The organism is Shewanella sp. 10N.286.52.B9 (assembly GCF_002873635.1).
Lineage (GTDB): Bacteria > Pseudomonadota > Gammaproteobacteria > Enterobacterales > Shewanellaceae > Shewanella.
The window spans coordinates 1-19,782 of sequence record NZ_MCTY01000011.1; the positions used below are offsets into that span (position 1 = coordinate 1).

The window sequence follows — 19,782 nt, forward strand, 5'->3', positions numbered from 1 at the left end:
CATCTTTTGCACAACAGATTGCTGATGCAGTGCAACGCGTTAGTAAATCCTAAATGTTATATATTAATTGTTTATTTATTAATACTTAATCGTACCGAGTAAAAAAACAACACTCTGACACGTTATAGTAATTATTCCTAACTTAGGTATTGTAACTTGTTTGGTGGTTCGTTATTATTCACGCCGCTTTGAAAGGAGACAGTAATGGCACTCAGACGTCCTATGGTAGCTGGCAACTGGAAAATGAATGGCAGTTCGGCTTTAGCCCAAGAGTTATTCAGCAAGTTCGCTACAAAGCTCCAAAATGATTCTGCTGAAGTAGTTTTGTGTCCACCTTCAATTTACCTTGAAAGTGTAAGACAACTACTTGAAGCAAATAAGCAAACCTTAGATGGCGCGCTTGTAAGAATGGGCGCACAAAACCTTAGTCAGCATGACTTTGGAGCCTACACTGGTGAAGTTTCCGGTAAAATGCTAAAAGATTCAGGATGTCGATATGTGATTATCGGCCATTCCGAACGCCGTCGTATGTATGGCGAAACAAGTAATATCGTTGCAGAGAAATTTGCTGCAGCACAGAAACATGGTTTAACGCCGATTCTTTGTGTTGGTGAATCTGGTCCAGCTCGTGAAGCAAGACGTACTTTTGAAGTGATTGCCGAAGAGTTAGACATTGTGATTGAAAAGAATGGCACCATGGCTTTTGATAATGCCATTATTGCTTACGAGCCTTTATGGGCTGTAGGTACTGGTAAGAGTGCAACTCCAGAGCAGGCACAAGAAGTCCATGCGTTTATTCGTCAAAGACTTTCTGAAGTGTCGCCGTTCATCGGAGAAAATATTCGTATTTTGTACGGTGGTAGTGTTACGCCTTCAAATGCAGCCGATATTTTTGCACAGCCAGATGTTGATGGTGGACTGATTGGCGGTGCTAGCTTAAACTCTAGCGAGTTTTTAAGTTTATGTTCCATAGCGATGAGCGCTTAATATTATGTATGAAGTTTTAATTGTAGTTTACTTGGTTGTTGCGATTGGTCTTGTTGGCCTAATCCTTCTTCAGCAAGGTAAAGGTGCTGATATGGGGTCTTCTTTTGGTGCTGGTGCATCAGGAACTCTATTTGGCTCAGGCGGTTCAGGTAATTTCCTGACACGTAGCACAGCTGTGCTAGCGATTGGTTTTTTCACTTTAAGCCTAGTATTAGGTAACTTAAGTGCTAACCATTCAAAGCAAGATGATGCATGGAATGATTTAGGTTCTGCAGTAGAGCAAGTTGAACAAGCTCCTACTCAAACTGAAACAAAGATTCCAGACTAAACAACAAATTGAGGCAACATAGTTTGTTGCTTCCATTAAGTTTTGTCTCTATTAGCTAAGTTAAGTTTCCCTCTCTCAAACTTAACCTCAGATTAGCTAATAGAAAATAGTAACAGTTACATATGCGGATGTGGCGGAATTGGTAGACGCGCCATCTTGAGGGGGTGGTGAGCTATGCTCGTGTGGGTTCAAGTCCCACCATCCGCACCAAATTTGATTAATCAAAGTTAATTGGATTAATCATTGCAAGAGAAGACGTAAGTTAATATAATTGCGCAAGTTGACGCGGGGTGGAGCAGTTTGGTAGCTCGTCGGGCTCATAACCCGAAGGTCGTCGGTTCAAATCCGGCCCCCGCAACCAGCTTATTGTCGATTGATTTTACGAAATTGCGTAAAACATTCTTCAATTAAAAGGTTCTATATTAAGACCTCGTCATTACGGGGTTTTTTGTTATATGGAGCTTGGTAACTCCGTGATTATACGGACTTTTTTGGGGCTTATGCCCTTTTTTTCGTTTTTGGGGGTCATTTTTGGCAACATTAGAAACTAAACTGACAGAAATGCTGACAGTACCTGTTGAGGCTATTGGTTTTCAACTTTGGGGTATTGAGTTTGTCCATGCTGGGCGTCATTCAATATTACGTGTATTTATTGATGGTGAAAGTGGTGTCAATATCGAAGATTGTGCCGAAGCCAGCCGTCAAGTTAGTGCTGTTCTAGATGTTGAAGACCCAATCTCGACAGAATACACATTAGAAGTTTCTTCGCCTGGGGTTGATAGACCTTTATTTACTGCAGCGCAATACGCTGCATATATTGGCGAAGATGCAAAAGTACAATTGACGATGCCAGTAGCGGGTAGTCGTAATTTAAAAGGTGTCATCACGGCAATCGAAGGGCAAATGCTAACGATAAACGTAGATGGTGAAGATTTGATAGTGGCTTTAGATAATGTACGCAAAGGCAACATTATTGCGAAGTTTTGATAGTTTCAAGGTGAACGAGGCAAGACATAATGAATAAAGAGATTCTGCTAGTCGCAGAGGCGGTATCAAATGAAAAAGCCGTCCCGCGTGAAAAAATATTCGAAGCGCTAGAAATTGCTCTAGCCACTGCAACTAAGAAAAAGTATGAAGGCGAAATTGAAGTTCGCGTTGCTATCGACCGTAAAACTGGCCACTACGACACTTTCCGTCGTTGGATGGTTGTCGATGATCAAGGTGAAGCTTTAGAAAACCCTTACAGCGAAATCACACTTGAAGCTGCGCGATATGAAAATCCAGAAATTCAACCTGGTGAGTTCATCGAAGATGAAATCGATTCAGTTGTGTTTGACCGTATTACGACGCAAACCGCGAAGCAAGTTATCGTACAAAAAGTACGTGAAGCTGAACGCGCTCAAATCGTTGAACAGTTCATTGAACGTGAAGGCGAGATTGTTACTGGTGTCGTTAAGAAAAGCACCCGTGAAAGCGTTGTTGTTGATCTAGGTAATAATGCTGATGGTGTTATTTACAAAGAAGACATCATTAGCCGTGAATCATTCCGTCCTGGTGACCGTGTACGTGCTTTACTTTATGCAGTTCGCCCAGAAGCTCGCGGTGCGCAGTTATTTTTAACGCGTAGCAAGCCTGAAATGATCATTGAGTTATTCAGAGTAGAAGTACCTGAAATCTTAGATGAAGTGATTGAAATCATGGGTGCAGCACGTGACCCAGGCGCTCGCGCTAAAATCGCCGTGAAAACCAATGACAAACGTATCGATCCTATCGGTGCTTGTGTTGGTATGCGTGGCGCACGTGTTCAAGCTGTTTCAAATGAGTTAAGTGGTGAGCGTGTTGATATCGTTATGTGGGATGACAATCCAGCACAATACGTTATTAACGCAATGGCACCTGCTGATGTTGCTTCAATTATTGTTGATGAAGACAACCACTCAATGGACATTGCTGTTGAAGCAGACAGCCTAGCACAAGCGATTGGTCGTAATGGTCAAAACGTACGTTTAGCGACTCAGTTAACAGGCTGGGAATTAAACGTAATGACTGTTGAAGACCTTAACAAGAAGCATCAGGCTGAAAGCGCTAAAATCGTTAACTTATTTGTTGAAACACTTGAAGTTGACGAAGATTTTGCAACAGTACTTGCAGAAGAAGGCTTTACGTCTTTAGAAGAAATTGTTTACGTACCTGAAACAGAATTATTAGACATTGATGGTTTTGACGAAGACATCGTAACTGCGCTACGCGAACGTGCAAAAGCGGCGATTTCAACTAGAGCATTAGCGTCAGAAGAAGCACTTGATGGTGCTGAACCGGCTGCAGATTTATTAGCGTTAGATGGTTTAGAAAAGCATTTAGCATATGTTCTTGCAAGTAAGGGTGTAATTACCTTAGAAGACTTAGCGGAACAAGGCATTGACGATTTAATTGATATTGAAGAATTGACAGAAGAAAAAGCAGGTGAGCTCATCATGGCTGCCCGTAATATCTGTTGGTTTGGCGAAGAAGCATAAGTCGATCAACAGGGGGATTTAATTGATGGCAGATACAAGTATAGATAAATTGGCCGCGGAAGTGGGCAAAAATGTAGACAGACTGATTGAACAGTTTGCCGACGCAGGGATCAAGAAAACCAAAGCTGATTCAGTTACAGAAGCTGAAAAGCAAACATTGCTTGATCACTTGAAAAAGCAACACGGTGGCGATCAAGCGCCGCAAAAAATGACATTACAACGCAAAACCGTTTCAACACTCAGTGTTAATGCCGGTGGCGGGCAATCTAAAGACGTTAAAGTTGAAGTACGTAAAAAACGTACTTTTGTTAAACGTGACGATAGCGATGCAGCGAAAGAAGCTGAACTAGCAGCGCAAAAGCAGCAAGAAGCAGAAGCTGCGGCGAAAGCTGCTGCAGAAGCTAAGGCTAAAGCGGACGCAGAAGCGAAAGCGAAAAAAGATGCAGAAGCTAAAGCGAAGAAAGAAGCTGAAGCGGCTAAAGCCAAAGCAGCTAAAGCTGAAGATCCTGAGTCTGCTGCTGCGCAAGTAGAAGCTGATCGACTTAAAGCGGTTCAAGAAGCGACATTAAAGAAAAAGCAAGAAGAAGAAGCGGCATTAGCTGCTGAAACTGCTCGCAAGTTAGCTGAAGAAAACTCAAAGCGTTGGGCTGAAGAAGAGCGTCAACGTATTGAAGCTGAAAAGAACGGTGATCACCATGTGACTACCTCTAAAGCGGCGCGTGCTGCTGAAGATACTTCAGATGCTAACGATGAAAAACGTGGCCGTCGTGCACGTAACAAGAATGCTAACAAGAAACGTGGTGGCAAAGGCGGTCGTGATAACCGTAGCAATGCTGCACGTAACAAGAGCACTGCTCCTGAATCTATGGCACATGGTTTCAACAAACCTGTTGCTGTGGTTAAAGGCGAAGTACGTATCGGTGAAACAGTATCTGTTGCTGAACTTGCTCAACGTATGTCTCTTAAAGCCACTGAAATCATCAAGCAGATGATGAAAATGGGCTCTATGGTTACTATTAACCAAATCTTAGACCAAGAAACAGCACAAATGGTTGCTGAAGAAATGGGTCATAAGGTTATTCTTCTTCGTGAAAACGAATTAGAGCATCAAGTACTTGGTGATCGTGATGAAGAAAATGTGGTACTAGAGACTCGTGCTCCAGTCGTTACCATCATGGGTCACGTTGACCACGGTAAGACTTCATTACTTGATTACATTCGTCGTGCCAAAGTTGCTGACGGTGAAGCCGGTGGTATTACCCAGCATATTGGTGCATACCATGTAGAAACTGAAAATGGCATGATCACTTTCTTAGATACTCCTGGTCACGCGGCGTTTACGTCAATGCGTGCTCGTGGTGCTAAAGCAACTGATATTGTTATTTTGGTTGTGGCTGCAGACGATGGTGCTATGCCGCAAACTATCGAAGCGATTCAACATGCTAAAGCTGGTAACGTGCCGTTAATCGTTGCAGTGAACAAAATGGATAAGCCAGAAGCTGACCCAGAGCGTGTTAAGAGTGAATTAGCTCAACACGGTGTTATGTCTGAAGATTGGGGCGGCGAACACATGTTCGTAAACGTTTCGGCTAAAGCGGGTACCGGTATTGACGAATTACTTGAAGGCATTTTACTTCAGTCTGAAGTATTAGAGCTTAAAGCTGACCGTTCAGGTATGGCTGCTGGTGTTGTTATTGAATCTAAATTGGATAAAGGTCGTGGCCCAGTTGCTACTGTACTTGTTCAAGAAGGTACTTTACGCCAAGGCGATATCGTTCTATGTGGTCTTGAGTACGGTAAAATCCGTGCAATGAAAGACGAGAACGGCAAAGCAATTACTGAAGCTGGTCCATCAATCCCTGTAGAGATCTTAGGTCTTTCAGGTGTACCTTCAGCTGGTGATGAAGCAACAGTTGTTCGTGATGAGCGTAAAGCACGTGAAGTTGCACTTTATCGTCAAGGTAAATTCCGTGATGTTAAACTAGCACGTCAGCAAAAATCTAAGCTTGAAAACATGTTCGCGAACATGACCGAAGGCGAAGTGCAAGAACTTAACATCGTTCTTAAAGCAGACGTTCAAGGCTCACTTGAAGCAATTTGTGAATCATTAGCTAAACTGTCTACTGATGAAGTTAAAGTTAATATCATCGCTCGTGGCGTTGGTGCATTAACTGAAACTGATGCTACGCTAGCTGCAGCTTCAAATGCCATCATGGTTGGTTTCAACGTGCGTGCTGATGCACAAGCGCGTAAGACTATCGATTCTGAAAGTGTTGATTTACGCTACTACAGCGTTATCTACGACTTGATTGATGAAGTTAAAGCGGCGATGACGGGCATGCTTGCTCCTGAATTCAAGCAACAAATCATTGGTCTGGCAGAAGTTCGTGATGTATTTAAGTCGCCTAAGATTGGTGCAATTGCCGGTTGTATGGTTACCGAAGGTACCATCAAGCGTAGCGCTCCTATCCGTGTACTACGTGACAACGTGGTTATATACGAAGGTGAGCTAGAATCATTACGACGCTTTAAAGATGACGTTGCTGATGTTCGTAACGGCATGGAATGTGGTATCGGTGTGAAGAACTACAATGACGTCCGAGTGGGCGATCAGATTGAAGTCTTCGAGACGGTCGAAGTGGCCCGAACGCTGTAACACAGAAAGGGCGGCGTAAGCCGCCTTTTTTATTTATATAAGGCTATGGTAACAATATTATGGCAAAAGAATTTAGTCGTACTCGTCGAATCGCGCAGCAGCTGCAACAAGAGCTTGCTATGGTGTTACAGCGCGATATGAAAGACCCTCGCATCGGTTTTGTTACAGTAAACGATGTTGATGTGTCACGAGATTTAAGCTATGCAAAAGTATTTGTGACCTTCTTTGAAGAAGATCGTGAATTAGTCGATCAAAAAGTCGAAGCACTTGCTGCAGCAGCTCCTTACATCAGAACACTAATTGCTGGCCGCATGAAGCTACGTGTTATGCCTGAACTACGTTTTGTCTATGACAGTTCATTAGTTGAAGGTATGCGTATGTCTAACTTAGTAAGCCAAGTGATTACGAGTGATAAGGCAAAGCAAGAAAAGTTTGGTTCTGAAGAATCAACTGACGCTGAAGAAAATACAGAAGGAAAAGACTAATGGCTCGTCGTCGCAAAGGGCGTTTTATTGATGGCATAGTGCTATTAGATAAAGGAACTGGCATCAGTTCTAACCATGCTTTGCAACGTGTCAAACGTCTCTACCAAGCTAACAAAGCCGGCCATACTGGCGCTTTGGATCCATTGGCAACCGGGATGCTACCTATTTGTTTAGGTGAAGCAACCAAGTTTTCTCAACATTTACTTGATGCTGATAAGCGTTATTTAGTGACGGCCAAGTTAGGTGAAAGAACTGATACCAGTGATTCTGACGGTGAAGTTGTGCAGATAAGACCTGTCAATTTTACCCAAGAAAAGCTTGAAGTGTCACTTGAACACTTTCGTGGTAAAACCATGCAAGTTCCTTCTATGTATTCGGCATTAAAGTATCAAGGTCAGCCTTTATACAAATATGCACGTGAAGGCATTGAAGTCCCCCGTGAAGCCCGACCAATTAATGTGTTTGAGTTGCTATACGTCGGCTTAGAAGGTGATGAGTTAACCTTAGACATTCATTGTTCTAAAGGTACTTATATTCGCACCATCGTTGATGATTTAGGGGAAATGCTAGGCTGTGGGGCTCATGTCATTATGCTTAGACGTACTCAAGTTGCTGACTATCCATATGAAAAAATGGTGACCTTAGAGCAATTGATGGCGATGGTAGATGAGGCTGAAAAGTCTGAAATACCTTCAAGTGATGTATTAGACCCATTACTATTACCAATGGATACCGCGGTCGCGAACTTTGCTGAAGTAAATTTACCTGAGACCAGTGCTCAATATATTTTACAAGGCCAACCTGTTCAGGCTGAAGGTGTGCTAGATGATCAACTTCTACGGATCACTTTAGGTGAGTCAAGAAAGTTTATTGGCATTGGCTTTAAAAATGATGATGGCTTACTCGCACCCAAAAGATTAGTGGTTGACCACAGTCAAGAGTAGTGGCTCTAACTTGTTAGTTTAATCTATATCAATCTGTATATTTTACTGTGGCAAGATTGCCGCAGTCGGATATGCAGATTTTTTATTGCGGTAAGCTGCGCTTTCGGTTAATATATCGCGCCCTCAGGCTGAGTTAGTGATCGGCTTGAGATAATTTAATTTTTTCTGGAGATATTTATGTCACTAAGTAATGAACAAAAAGCTAAAATCGTAGCTGAATTCGCACGTTGTGAAAACGACACTGGTTCAACTGAAGTACAAGTAGCTTTATTGACTGCACAGATTAACCATCTACAAGGTCATTTCAAAGAGCACATCCATGATCACCATTCACGTCGTGGTCTACTACGTATGGTTAGCGCACGTCGTAAGCTTACTGCTTACCTTAAGCGTACTGACGTAGCTCGTTATACTGCTCTAATCCAGAAGTTAGGTTTACGTCGTTAATAACGACGTTTAATTTGCTTATTGCTTGCGGTAAGTAGATCAAACCGTAAAAAAGGAGGCTATGCCTCCTTTTTTATTGGCTAAAATAAATGTAGTTTAACTAGCATTCTTGTTTACGCCTGCTCTACCTTTACCTGCTGCTCACCAAAATAGCGCGCTTCAAACTCGTCTTGTGGTAAAGGTTTACTAAATAGAAACCCCTGACCAACTTGGCAATGATGTTGTTGTAGCCATGCCAGCTGCGCTTGGTTTTCAATCCCTTCTGCAACAATATCCAGATTTAGCTGTTGCCCTAGCATTAGAATAGTGGAAGCGATGGCGCCATCATGGGGTAAGTCAGAGACAAAGCAGCGGTCGATTTTCATTGTGGTAATAGGCAAACGGCGTAAATAAGACAAAGATGAATAGCCGGTACCAAAATCATCCACGGCAATACCAAAACCGGCACTTTTAAGTTGTTCGAGTTTAGCGATGGCTTGAGTGATATCATTCATCAGTGATGTTTCGGTTATTTCGATTTCCAATAACTCGGGGCGAATTTGATAACGTAGCGCCAATTGTTTGATATCGGATACCAAGCTTGCATCAGCAAACTGCTGTGAAGCGACATTTACCGCAATGGGAATGACGCGATTGTATTTTTTCTCCCACTCACGGAGCAGCTTACAACTTTGTTCAATAACCCATCTGCCGATGGGAATGATAATGCCAGTTTCTTCAGCGATAGGAATAAACGCCATGGGTGGCACAAGTTTGCCGTCTTTTTGCCAGCGGATTAAGGCTTCACAGCCGACAATTTCATTAGTTTTAAGATCTAATTTGGGCTGAAAATAAAGCCTAAATTCATTTCGCTTAAGCGCATTGTGTAAAGAGGCCTCGGTTTTTAATCTAATTGCGGCATGTTCGGTCATTTGCTGCTTGAAAAAGGCCCACTGGTTTGAACCCGCAGCTTTAGCGCTATACATGGCAATATCGGCGTGCCGGATAAGATCCTCAGCGCCTTGGCCATCTTCAGGGTATATCGCAATACCAATCGAGGCCGCAGGGTGAATCGTATGCTCATTCAGCTGTATTGGCATATTGAGTTGCTTTAACAGCTGTTCAACGAAATCAGCGGCGTGTTGCGGGGTTTTTATATCATCTGCAACGATAACAAACTCATCACCTCCTAGGCGGGCCACGCTGCCTTTATCAGCGATGCCCGATTCTAAAATTCGGGCTATTCTTACAAGGAATTGATCACCGATAGTATGCCCTAAAGAGTCATTTACATTTTTAAATCTATCGAGGTCAATAAATAATAGTGCGAATTGGCGTTTGTGAACGCGCGCACGTTGTATGGTGACACTTAATGTTTCAAGTAGTAGGGTTCTATTGGGCAAATTAGTGAGAGGATCTCGGGTGGCCATTTTTCGTAATTTGTTTTGAGCCTGACTGAACTGCAATAAGATTTGATTTAATTTTGTGGAGACAAGTCCAAGCTCGTCATCTTTATGGGCACAGGTTATGGGAATGAGGTTTTCATCCGGTAATTCAGGATCAATGTTATCAATGGCTTCGCTGATCTGCGCGATTGGCTGAGTGAGGAATCGGTGAAACACAATCGTGAGCACTAAAGTGAGCAATAAGGCTCTGGCTAAGGTGGCGATAAAACTTAACTGAAGTCGGTTAAACAAATTATTGGTCATTGCTTGAATATCGTAATGGATAGATAAGGTGCCAATTTGTTGCTGTTTTTTATCGCCCTCAAAATAGTGCGGTCGATACAAAGGTCGTGAGATTTCCTTTAACTCATCAAAGAGCAAGTAACTCAAACTGTCATAGTAAGTTGGATATCGTTTGGCCTGATGACTTGCTTCAACATACAAGGAATTGTCATCTAAGGTGATGATAGCAGAACGAATATCATCAATTTTTATAATACCTTCTAAGTTTTGCTGGGTCTGTTTGTCATCTAAAGCCCACACCACATTAGATATGGTTTGTTCAACAGAATTGACGAGTTCTTGCTGGGAGGCCTGGATTTGCTGTTTGGTGGTAATAACAACCAGTGCAAGCTCGACAATAAAAATAGCAATAGCAAAAAATAATGCTGTGAACACCACTAAATTTGTTTGCTTCCATGTCAAAGACTTAAACTGTGGCGGCATTATTTTATTTCCATTTGCAATAACGTTGAGCTTACTTTTGTTGGCGGGCTAACAAAATCTTAAATTACCTAAAAAACCTGCTTGTTATTGTTAGGTATTTTCTACCTTTCACTGTAGATAAATTTGTTCAAAAAGTCATTAAGTATAGCGTTTAGCCCAAGGATTAAAGCCTATTTTTCGGCCAGGGCATTGTTATTATCATTTTATATTGCCATGAGATATGAATTCATATAACCATATCGACCTTAAAAGGCAAAATATAAATTATTTTTTAGACTGATATGGCGATGACCTTTAACTATTATAAAAAATTGAAGTATACTTGTGCGCGTAATTTAAAGGTCAATAATTAAGGAATGGGTCACGTGAATCCAATTGTAAAGAGTTTTGAGTATGGTCAACATACTGTCACCTTAGAAACAGGTGTTATTGCACGTCAAGCTGATGCTGCAGTACTAGCGAGCATGGGCGATACAACTGTCCTTGTTACTGTAGTTGGTAAAAAAGTTGCGGATTTAAGCCGTGATTTCTTCCCACTAACAGTTAACTACCAAGAGAAGACTTACGCTGCTGGTAAGATCCCTGGTGGTTTCTTTAAGCGTGAAGGTCGTCCAAATGAAGACGAAACGCTTATTGCTCGTTTAATCGACCGTCCAATTCGTCCTTTATTTCCTAACGGTTTTAAAAACGAAGTCCAAGTCATTATTACTGTTGTTTCTGTAGACCAACAAATTGAGCCAGACATTGTGGCTATGATTGGTACTTCAGCAGCGCTGGCTATTTCTGGTATTCCATTCAATGGACCATTAGGTGCTGCACGTGTTGGTTATATCAACGGTGAATACTTACTTAACCCATCAGTAGATCAAGTTGCTGAAAGCGACTTAAATCTTGTTGTTGCAGGTACTAAAAGCGCTGTATTGATGGTTGAATCTGAAGCTAAGTCACTTGCTGAAGAAATCATGCTAGGCGCGGTAACTTACGGTCACGATCAACAACAAGTTGTGGTTGATGCGATTGCTGAGTTTAAAGCTGAAGCGGGCAAGCCTACTTGGGATTGGACTGCTCCTGTTCAAGATCAAGACTTAGTTGCTAAAATTAAAGATTTAGCTGAAGTTGGCATGACTGAAGCTTACCAAATTGAAGTTAAGCAAGATCGTTATGCGCAAGTTGGTGTTGTTAAAGCAGCAGCAAAAGCGGCATTAGTTGCTGAAAACGCAGATGTTGATCAACGTGAAGTTGATAACTTACTTGGTAGCTTAGAGAAGAACATTGTTCGTGGTCGTATTATCAGTGGCAAGCCACGTATCGACGGTCGTGAACCAGATATGATCCGCGCATTGAATGTACTTGCTGGTGTACTTCCACGTACTCACGGTAGCTCATTATTCACTCGTGGTGAAACTCAAGCGTTAGTTACTTGTACTTTAGGTACAGAACGTGATGCACAGAAAATTGATAGCATCATGGGCGAGCGTACTAACCGCTTCATGCTTCATTACAACTTCCCTCCATACTCAGTTGGTGAAACTGGCATGGTAGGTTCACCTAAGCGTCGCGAAATCGGTCACGGTAAGCTAGCTTGGCGTGGTATGAATGCCGTTATGCCTTCAGCTGAAGAATTCCCATACAGCATCCGCGTTGTTTCAGAAATTACTGAATCAAACGGCTCAAGCTCTATGGCTTCTGTTTGTGGTACTTCATTAGCATTAATGGATGCGGGTGTACCAATCAAGAGTTCAGTTGCTGGTATCGCAATGGGTCTAGTTAAAGAAGGCGACGACTTTGTTGTTCTTTCTGACATTTTAGGTGATGAAGATCACTTAGGTGACATGGACTTTAAAGTAGCTGGTACCCGTGATGGTATTACTGCTCTGCAGATGGATATCAAGATTGAAGGTATCACTCAAGAGATCATGGATATCGCTCTGCAACAAGCATACGGCGCTCGTGTTCATATTCTTAACGTGATGGACCAAGCAATTGGTGGCGCACGTGAAGATATCTCTGATCACGCTCCACGTATTACGACTATCAAGATTAATCCTGAAAAAATTCGTGACGTTATCGGTAAAGGTGGTGCAACTATTCGTGCACTTACTGAAGAAACCGGTACAACAATTGAATTAGATGACAACGGTACTGTTAAAATTGCTTCTTCAAATGGTGAAGCAACTAAAGAAGCTATCCGTCGCATCGAAGAGATTACTGCTGAAGTTGAAGTCGGCCGTATCTACAAAGGTAAAGTTATCCGTATCGTTGATTTTGGCGCATTCGTTAACATCTTACCTGGTAAAGATGGCTTAGTTCATATTTCTCAAATCAGTGAAGAGCGTGTTGCTAACGTTTCTGACCACCTTGAGATGAACCAAGAAGTTGACGTTAAAGTGATGGAAGTTGACCGTCAAGGTCGTGTAAGACTTTCTATCAAAGAAGCTGTTACTAAAGCAGAACCTGCTGCAGAATAGTTGTTAGATTAACTCAGTTAATCTAATCGATAAAGGAGAGCTAAGGCTCTCCTTTTTTATTGGCAAAATTTAGCCAATGATAAATTTATCTTTAACTGCGTAGCCCTTGGCGCTATTGGTTGATATGATGCAAACTAACTATAGAACCTGATAAGGTATTTAAATGGAACATAAATTACGGACCACTGTGGTAGCATTATGTGTCGGTGCCAGTATGTTATTGTCAGGTTGTGCTTCACTTTCAGGCAATGATAATAGCGCAGCGTCAGGCAAAGTGATGGTTTCTCCCAAAGTGCCTGATTACAAGTTAGAAGTCACTTTAGCTAAGCTCAATGACATTTTAGCCTCTATGGAATTAACCACTGAGCAACGAGCACGCTTTCATTATGACCGTGGTGTTATCTACGATAGTGTTGGCCTACGACTACTCGCTAAAATTGATTTTCACCAAGCGATAAAATTACAACCTAATCTTGCTGATGCATATAATTTCTTAGGGATTTATTACACCCAAGAAGGCGAGTTTGAACCTGCTTATGAGTCTTTTGATGGGGTCTTAGAGTTATCCCCCCAATACGATTATGCTTATCTCAACCGTGGTATTGCTTTGTATTACGGTGAACGCTATGAGTTAGCCACTGAAGATATGCGCACATTTTTGGCCCAAGCACCTGCTGATGGTTATCGTGCTTTGTGGTTATACCTAGTGCAAGTGCCGACAGATCAGCAAGCAGCGCAAGCCGAGCTATTAACTAATCGCCAATCGCTTAACGATCAGGCGTGGTCTTCAGTCATCATTGATTATTACCTTGGTAAGCTGACTAAAGAGCAAGTTTTTGATGCAGCTAAAGTCAACCTGACTCAACCTCAGGAGTATGCTGAGCGTCTGTGTGAAGCCTATTTCTACCTAGCTAAAAAAGCGGTGGAGCAAAAAGATTATCAACTGGCAGCGGATTATTATCGCTTAAGCTTGGCAACAAATATTTATGATTTTGTTGAACATCGTTATGCCAGAATAGAGCTAGCCCAAGCGCTGCAAATACTTGAACAATCTACAGTCGCTAATTAATAATAATTGTTAGCTCAGCACAAAGGCTAATGCATCGGCATTAGCCTTTTGGGTTTTTGAGTTTTTTAAACCATCACCATTTGGGTTTAAGTGAGTTTACCTAGCCAACCTAGATGGGAAACGCTATAATTTGCGCCTTTTTATTATGCTAGGGCAAGTAAACCATGTCAGTTCAAACAGTAGAGGTCGATAAACGTCGTACCTTCGCGATTATTTCGCATCCTGATGCCGGTAAGACCACTATTACTGAGAAAGTACTTTTATTCGGACAAGCAATTCAAACTGCAGGTACCGTTAAAGGTCGTGGCTCTAAACAGCATGCAAAATCTGACTGGATGGAAATGGAAAAAGACCGTGGTATTTCTATTACTACTTCGGTAATGCAATTTCCTTACAGTGATTGCCTAGTAAACCTACTTGATACTCCAGGTCACGAAGACTTCTCTGAAGATACTTACCGTACCTTAACCGCTGTTGACTCATGTCTTATGGTGATCGACGCGGCCAAAGGTGTCGAAGACCGAACCCGTAAACTAATGGAAGTTACCCGTTTACGTGACACACCAATCGTGACATTCATGAATAAATGTGACCGTGATATTCGCGATCCTATGGAAGTGATGGACGAAGTTGAAACTGAGCTAAAAATCGCATGTGCGCCAATCACTTGGCCGATTGGCTGTGGTAAGTCGTTTAAAGGGGTTTATCATATCCATCGCGACGAAGCAATTTTATACCAGTCAGGTTTAGGGCATAAAATTCAAGAAGTGCGTACAGTGAAAGGCCTTGATAATCCTGAACTTGATGTAGCAATTGGTGCTGAACTTGCTGAGTTATTACGTGAAGAATTAGAACTTGTGATCGGTGCATCACATGAGTTCGATTTAGAGGCGTTTCTAGCCGGTAAACTTTCACCTGTCTATTTTGGTACCGCATTAGGTAACTTTGGTGTTGATCATATACTTGACGGTTTAACTGAGTGGGCACCTAAGCCTCAACCTCGCGCCACTGAAGTACGTGATATTCATGCTGAAGAAGAAAAGTTCTCTGGCTTTATCTTCAAAATCCAAGCGAACATGGATCCTAAGCATCGTGACCGCGTCGCATTTATGCGTATTGTGTCTGGTAAGTACGAGAAAGGCATGAAAATGCATCATGTACGTGTCGGTAAAGATGTGCGTATTTCTGATGCGTTAACCTTCGTTGCTGGTGATCGTGAGCAAGTTGAAGAAGCCTACCCAGGTGATATTATCGGTTTACATAACCATGGCACCATTCAAATTGGTGATACTTTCAGCCAAGGTGAAAAAGTTAAGTTTACTGGTATTCCTAACTTTGCCCCTGAAATGTTCCGCCGTATTCGCTTAAAAGATCCGTTAAAGCAAAAGCAATTGCTTAAAGGTCTCGTACAGCTTGCCGAAGAAGGCGCTGTTCAAGTCTTTAGACCGCTAGATACCAACGACTTAATTGTGGGCGCAGTTGGCGTACTGCAGTTTGAAGTGGTTGTTGGACGCCTTAAGAGTGAATATAACGTCGAAGCGATTTATGAAGGCATTAGTGTTTCAACCGCCCGCTGGGTTTACTGTAAAGATGAGCGTAAACTCGAAGAGTTCCGTCGTAAGTGCAGCAGCAATTTAGCCTTAGATGGTGGTAATAACCTAACTTATATTGCACCGACTATGGTAAATCTGAATTTATCCATGGAACGTTACCCTGATGTAGAGTTCGCTAAAACTCGCGAAAACTAATCACTGGGGTGTTTGATGTTAAAAGGCGGTCTAACCGCCTTTTTTATTGGCTGTGATTTAAGCTTGAGGCTAATTTTATTCTATAGTGGCAAGATGAGTAACGTAAAAAGTGCTAAGCAGGTTTGCTGCATTAGCTGTGATTTGCAGTAAAGTTATTTGTTTGAGGAAAAGTGATGATAGATACCCATGCCCACCTTGATCTTGTGGATTTTGACCACGATAGAGCTGCTTTGTTTGCAAAGATGCGCGCAAACGGGATCGACAACGTCATTATTCCAGGGGTGAGTGAGTCATCTTGGGCTAAACAGCTAGAGGTTACCAGCGAGTTTGACTGCTATTTTGCCTTAGGTATCCACCCTTGGTATGTACCTGCTGACATTTCTCAAGCAGTGGCGGCGTTAAATAATCTCATCGCTAAACATAGGCCTAATCCAAGGTTTGTTGCCCTGGGGGAATGTGGTTTAGATAAGCTTCGACATTGGTCTCAATCACAGTTGGATTTACTCGAGGCTCAATTAGCATCAGCAATTGATTGGCAATTACCGGTGATTTTACATGCCGTAAAAGCTCATCCACAACTATTAGCCATGTTGAAAAAATACCCTAACCCTAAAGGTGGGGTTATTCATGGCTTTTATGGCGCCCCAGAGTTGGCAAAATCTTATATTGAACTGGGCTATAAACTGGGAATAGGTGGGTTAATCATGAACCCTAGCGCCAAAAAGTTACAAAAAACGGTTACAGAAGTTGATATTAAACACTTCCTAATAGAAACCGACTCTCCCAGCATGGCGCCCTATAATTCACCAGATAAACGAAATACTCCGCTTCAGATAATAAGTTTTGTTGAACAGATAGCAAAATTACAAAAAAAAACCACTGTTTTAATTATGGAACAGTTGGGGTTAAATGCTCGGCAACTGTTTGAGCTGTAATTCTTTTTTTTTAAACACCGTGGTTGATGGGCGTTGCTGTGGGATAAGATCCTGAAATTAAACTCTAAAACTATGAACTAATCCACGATTTTCATCCGCTCGTCAGTTATAATCACTAACTGAAAATAGGTGAGTTAACAACAATTATACATATCGTTAACAAATTAAAAAAGGGTCGTGATTAATGGATATACTAATGAGTCTAGTAGGTGTGGTTACCATACTAGCAATCGGTTATGCACTATCAAATAACAGAAAAGCAATTAATGTGCGTACTGTTGGTGGTGCTTTAGCTATTCAAGCATTCTTTGCAGGTTTCGTTTTATACGTACCAGTGGGGAAAGATATCTTACAAGGTATGTCAGATGCCGTATCTAGTGTAATTAGTTATGCACAATCGGGCATTAACTTCGTATTTGGCGATTTAGCTCAATTCAAAGTTGGCTTTATTTTCGCGGTAAATGTTTTACCCGTTATCGTGTTCTTCTCTTCATTAATCGCAGTGCTTTACTACTTAGGCATTATGCAGTGGATCATCCGTCTCATCGGTGGTGGCTTGCAAAAAGCATTAGGTACTAGCCGTACTGAGTCTATGTCAGCGACAGCGAATATTTTCGTTGGTCAAACTGAAGCGCCACTAGTTGTTCGTCCATTTATTGCGACTATGACTAACTCTGAATTATTCGCAATCATGGTTGGTGGTTTAGCATCAATCGCGGGTTCAGTATTAGCCGGTTACGCGCAAATGGGTGTACCAATTGAATACTTAGTTGCTGCATCATTCATGGCGGCTCCTGGTGGTTTGATGATGGCTAAACTAATGCATCCTGAAACTGAAGAAGCTAAAAATGACATGTCAGATCTTCCTGAAGATCCTGATAAACCAGCTAACGTATTAGACGCTGCTGCTGGCGGTGCTTCATCTGGTATGCATTTAGCACTAAACGTGGGTGCAATGTTAATTGCCTTCGTTGGTTTAATTGCAATGGTCAACGGTATCATCGGTGGTGTAACTGGTTGGTTTGGTCTTGAAGGTATTACTTTAGAACTTATTCTTGGTTACATTTTCATGCCTTTAGCATTCTTAATCGGTGTACCTTGGAACGAAGCACTTGTTGCTGGTTCTTTCATCGGTCAAAAGATTGTTGTAAACGAATTCGTTGCTTATCTTAACTTTGCTCCTTACTTACTTGATGCTTCTGCAGAAGGTTTCAAAGTAGTTGCTGAGACTGGCATGATGATGTCTGATAGAACTAAAGCTATCATTTCATTCGCATTATGTGGATTCGCTAACTTATCATCTATTGCTATTCTATTAGGTGGTTTAGGTTCAATGGCGCCTAGTCGTCGTCATGACCTTGCTAAGCTTGGTATCCGTGCTGTTATTGCCGGTTCACTTGCTAACTTAATGAGCGCAACGCTAGCGGGCCTATTCTTAGCGATTTAATATCTGCTATGAGTTAAGCTTGGTTAGTCAAAAGGCCGTTATTATTTATTAATAACGGCCTTTTTTGTATCTAAAAATAGTGGTTATCCTTGCATTGGCATTATGTGGCGCTGCTCACTTATCCGCTATGGCTATGGCTATGGCTATGGCTATGGCTATGGCTATGGCTATGCTAATAGCTGGATTAGCTGGATTAGCTGGATTAGCTGGATTAGCTGGATTAGCTGGTTCAATGGTGCCTAGTGGTCACCATGAGCTTGCTGAGCTTAATATACGTGCCGTTATTGCTAGCTCGCTTGTTAACTTCTTGGGTGCAACATTTACGGGTCAATTTTTAGCGATGTTATCACTACCATGATTTAAACATTACCAATAAAAAGGTCGTTATCATTTAGTAATAACGGCTTTTTTTGTCTTTAAAAACAGCCATTCTCCGTGAATTTTACTTAATCAACTTTTGCTACAGCTGTTTATGGTATGTTGCTTGCTAAGGTTTTATATAACGATATTGGGCCTATTAATAGTTTTATAGATTATTTAATTATTGGTTGTTAGTTAAAGGTAGCGACATTGTTCACATTTTGGGATTAAGTATTCGTATTTTGTCTTTTTTGTATTGAGCTTTTAGCTAGAATAGGTACAATGCAAACGTTTTATAAAAATCGCCACCCACGAAGGTGGTAATAAATATATCAATGGGGTTGATAATGAAAAACGTTAAAACTTTAGCTTTAGCTGCAACTACGATCGCTGCAATGTCTGCACCTGCTATGGCTGCTGACCGCACCGATTTACGTTCTGGTGATTACAGTTGGATGCAGTTCAACGCAATGTACGCAGTAAATGAGCTTCCACGCGATGGTTCTACTGATAATGGCCATGACTACTTAGAAATGGAATTTGGTGGTCGCGCTGGTATTGTTGATCTGTATGGCTACGTGGATGTTTTCAACATCACTAACCGCGATTACGGTGATAAGAATAACGGCGCAAGCAAGATGTTCATGAAATTTGCTCCTCGTTTTTCTCTTGATGCAATCACTGGTAAAGATCTTTCATTTGGCCCTGTTCAAGAAGTTTATATCTCAACTTTGTTCAACTTTGGTGGCGGAGCAATTCGTGGTACTGACGAATTCGGCAATGAGACAAATGACGTAAACAATGCTTCAATTGGTATCGGTGCTGACGTTATGGTTCCATGGTTAGGTAAAACTGGCATGAACTTATACGGTTTTTACGACTTAAATGCCAAAGAATGGAATGGTTACCAGTTCTCTGCTAACTGGTTTAAGCCAGTGGTTAACTTTGATAACGGTACTTTTATTTCTTTCCAGGGCTATGTTGATTACCAGTTCGGTGCAGATGCAGTAAATGATGAATTTGTTCCAACAACAACTAATGGTGGCGCAGCATACTTCGGTTTACATTGGCATTCAGACAACTACGCACTAGGTTACGGCTTAAAAGCATATAAAGATGTATACCTTCTTGAAGATGGTGCAGGTATCGTTGGCCTAGAAACCACTGGTTTCGCACATTACTTCACAGCAACTTACAAGTTCTAAGATTGCTTGGAAGTATAGAGCCACACTTGTGTGGCTC

16 protein-coding genes and 2 tRNA genes are annotated in these 19,782 nt (G+C 41.8%); 17 read left to right on the forward strand and 1 reads right to left on the reverse strand.

Features of this window, described 5'->3' with window-relative positions; genetic code table 11:
• The first annotated feature begins 204 nt into the window (after positions 1-204).
• The 10 genes from tpiA to rpsO all read left to right on the forward strand — a co-directional run bounded on the left by tpiA (position 205) and on the right by rpsO (position 8,363).
• Positions 205-987, forward strand: a complete 783-nt coding sequence (tpiA, locus tag BCU91_RS01160) for a triose-phosphate isomerase (RefSeq protein WP_076542857.1) — start codon at positions 205-207, stop codon at positions 985-987.
• A gap of 4 nt (positions 988-991) precedes the next feature.
• Positions 992-1,315, forward strand: coding sequence for a preprotein translocase subunit SecG (gene secG / locus BCU91_RS01165; protein WP_076542859.1), 324 nt, complete (start codon positions 992-994; stop codon positions 1,313-1,315).
• 124 nt (positions 1,316-1,439) lie between these two features.
• Positions 1,440-1,525: transfer RNA gene (locus BCU91_RS01170), tRNA-Leu, on the forward strand.
• Between the two features lie 74 nt (positions 1,526-1,599).
• Positions 1,600-1,676, forward strand: a tRNA-Met gene (locus BCU91_RS01175).
• A 170-nt stretch (positions 1,677-1,846) separates the two neighbouring features.
• Positions 1,847-2,302 (forward strand): ribosome maturation factor RimP, encoded by a 456-nt coding sequence (gene rimP, locus BCU91_RS01180; RefSeq protein WP_076542862.1) that lies wholly within the window; start codon positions 1,847-1,849, stop codon positions 2,300-2,302.
• A 29-nt stretch (positions 2,303-2,331) separates the two neighbouring features.
• Positions 2,332-3,831: a transcription termination factor NusA gene (gene nusA, locus BCU91_RS01185; protein ID WP_076542863.1), complete on the forward strand. Its 1,500-nt coding sequence runs from the start codon at positions 2,332-2,334 to the stop codon at positions 3,829-3,831.
• A 25-nt stretch (positions 3,832-3,856) separates the two neighbouring features.
• On the forward strand, positions 3,857-6,487 hold the full coding sequence (infB, locus tag BCU91_RS01190; RefSeq protein WP_102530723.1) for a translation initiation factor IF-2: 2,631 nt from the start codon (positions 3,857-3,859) through the stop codon (positions 6,485-6,487).
• 59 nt (positions 6,488-6,546) lie between these two features.
• A complete protein-coding gene (rbfA, locus tag BCU91_RS01195) occupies positions 6,547-6,972 on the forward strand; it encodes a 30S ribosome-binding factor RbfA (RefSeq protein ID WP_102439559.1) in 426 nt (141 codons plus the stop codon).
• A complete protein-coding gene (truB, locus tag BCU91_RS01200) occupies positions 6,972-7,916 on the forward strand; it encodes a tRNA pseudouridine(55) synthase TruB (RefSeq protein WP_102520105.1) in 945 nt (314 codons plus the stop codon). Before rbfA ends, truB begins: the two co-directional genes overlap by 1 nt.
• Before the next feature lie 177 nt (positions 7,917-8,093).
• Positions 8,094-8,363 (forward strand): 30S ribosomal protein S15, encoded by a 270-nt coding sequence (rpsO, locus tag BCU91_RS01205; RefSeq protein WP_076542867.1) that lies wholly within the window; start codon positions 8,094-8,096, stop codon positions 8,361-8,363.
• A gap of 113 nt (positions 8,364-8,476) precedes the next feature.
• Here the strand turns inward: rpsO and BCU91_RS01210 are convergent, their stop codons facing one another.
• On the reverse strand, positions 8,477-10,513 hold the full coding sequence (locus BCU91_RS01210; protein ID WP_102530724.1) for an EAL domain-containing protein: 2,037 nt from the start codon (positions 10,511-10,513) through the stop codon (positions 8,477-8,479).
• Positions 10,514-10,878: 365 nt separating this feature from the next.
• On the opposite strand from BCU91_RS01210, the gene pnp reads away from it, so the two are divergent.
• The 7 genes from pnp to BCU91_RS01245 all read left to right on the forward strand — a co-directional run bounded on the left by pnp (position 10,879) and on the right by BCU91_RS01245 (position 19,745).
• Positions 10,879-12,981: a polyribonucleotide nucleotidyltransferase gene (pnp, locus tag BCU91_RS01215; RefSeq protein WP_102439556.1), complete on the forward strand. Its 2,103-nt coding sequence runs from the start codon at positions 10,879-10,881 to the stop codon at positions 12,979-12,981.
• 163 nt (positions 12,982-13,144) lie between these two features.
• On the forward strand, positions 13,145-14,050 hold the full coding sequence (gene nlpI, locus BCU91_RS01220) for a lipoprotein NlpI (protein WP_102439555.1): 906 nt from the start codon (positions 13,145-13,147) through the stop codon (positions 14,048-14,050).
• A gap of 164 nt (positions 14,051-14,214) precedes the next feature.
• Positions 14,215-15,798 (forward strand): peptide chain release factor 3, encoded by a 1,584-nt coding sequence (gene prfC / locus BCU91_RS01225; protein ID WP_076542871.1) that lies wholly within the window; start codon positions 14,215-14,217, stop codon positions 15,796-15,798.
• A 173-nt stretch (positions 15,799-15,971) separates the two neighbouring features.
• Positions 15,972-16,733 carry a TatD family hydrolase gene (locus BCU91_RS01230; protein WP_102439554.1) on the forward strand — a complete coding sequence of 254 codons (762 nt, stop codon included), beginning with the start codon at positions 15,972-15,974 and terminating at the stop codon, positions 16,731-16,733.
• A 184-nt stretch (positions 16,734-16,917) separates the two neighbouring features.
• Positions 16,918-18,180: a NupC/NupG family nucleoside CNT transporter gene (locus tag BCU91_RS01235; protein WP_102439553.1), complete on the forward strand. Its 1,263-nt coding sequence runs from the start codon at positions 16,918-16,920 to the stop codon at positions 18,178-18,180.
• Between the two features lie 64 nt (positions 18,181-18,244).
• On the forward strand, positions 18,245-18,538 hold the full coding sequence (locus BCU91_RS01240) for a hypothetical protein (protein ID WP_102530725.1): 294 nt from the start codon (positions 18,245-18,247) through the stop codon (positions 18,536-18,538).
• A 349-nt stretch (positions 18,539-18,887) separates the two neighbouring features.
• Positions 18,888-19,745, forward strand: coding sequence for an outer membrane protein OmpK (locus BCU91_RS01245; RefSeq protein ID WP_102530726.1), 858 nt, complete (start codon positions 18,888-18,890; stop codon positions 19,743-19,745).
• The last annotated feature ends 37 nt before the right edge of the window (positions 19,746-19,782 follow it).

What these genes read in the sequence shown, in the direction of transcription:
- tpiA (WP_076542857.1), top strand. Translation starts at nt 205, where the DNA reads ATGGCACTCAGACGTCCTATGGTAGCTGGCAACTGGAAAATGAATGGC.
- secG (WP_076542859.1), top strand. Translation starts at nt 992, where the DNA reads ATGTATGAAGTTTTAATTGTAGTTTACTTGGTTGTTGCGATTGGTCTT.
- nusA (WP_076542863.1), top strand. Translation starts at nt 2,332, where the DNA reads ATGAATAAAGAGATTCTGCTAGTCGCAGAGGCGGTATCAAATGAAAAA.
- infB (WP_102530723.1), top strand. Translation starts at nt 3,857, where the DNA reads ATGGCAGATACAAGTATAGATAAATTGGCCGCGGAAGTGGGCAAAAAT.
- rbfA (WP_102439559.1), top strand. Translation starts at nt 6,547, where the DNA reads ATGGCAAAAGAATTTAGTCGTACTCGTCGAATCGCGCAGCAGCTGCAA.
- truB (WP_102520105.1), top strand. Translation starts at nt 6,972, where the DNA reads ATGGCTCGTCGTCGCAAAGGGCGTTTTATTGATGGCATAGTGCTATTA.
- rpsO (WP_076542867.1), top strand. Translation starts at nt 8,094, where the DNA reads ATGTCACTAAGTAATGAACAAAAAGCTAAAATCGTAGCTGAATTCGCA.
- BCU91_RS01210 (WP_102530724.1), bottom strand. Translation starts at nt 10,513, where the DNA reads ATGCCGCCACAGTTTAAGTCTTTGACATGGAAGCAAACAAATTTAGTG.
- nlpI (WP_102439555.1), top strand. Translation starts at nt 13,145, where the DNA reads ATGGAACATAAATTACGGACCACTGTGGTAGCATTATGTGTCGGTGCC.
- prfC (WP_076542871.1), top strand. Translation starts at nt 14,215, where the DNA reads ATGTCAGTTCAAACAGTAGAGGTCGATAAACGTCGTACCTTCGCGATT.
- BCU91_RS01230 (WP_102439554.1), top strand. Translation starts at nt 15,972, where the DNA reads ATGATAGATACCCATGCCCACCTTGATCTTGTGGATTTTGACCACGAT.
- BCU91_RS01235 (WP_102439553.1), top strand. Translation starts at nt 16,918, where the DNA reads ATGGATATACTAATGAGTCTAGTAGGTGTGGTTACCATACTAGCAATC.
- BCU91_RS01245 (WP_102530726.1), top strand. Translation starts at nt 18,888, where the DNA reads ATGAAAAACGTTAAAACTTTAGCTTTAGCTGCAACTACGATCGCTGCA.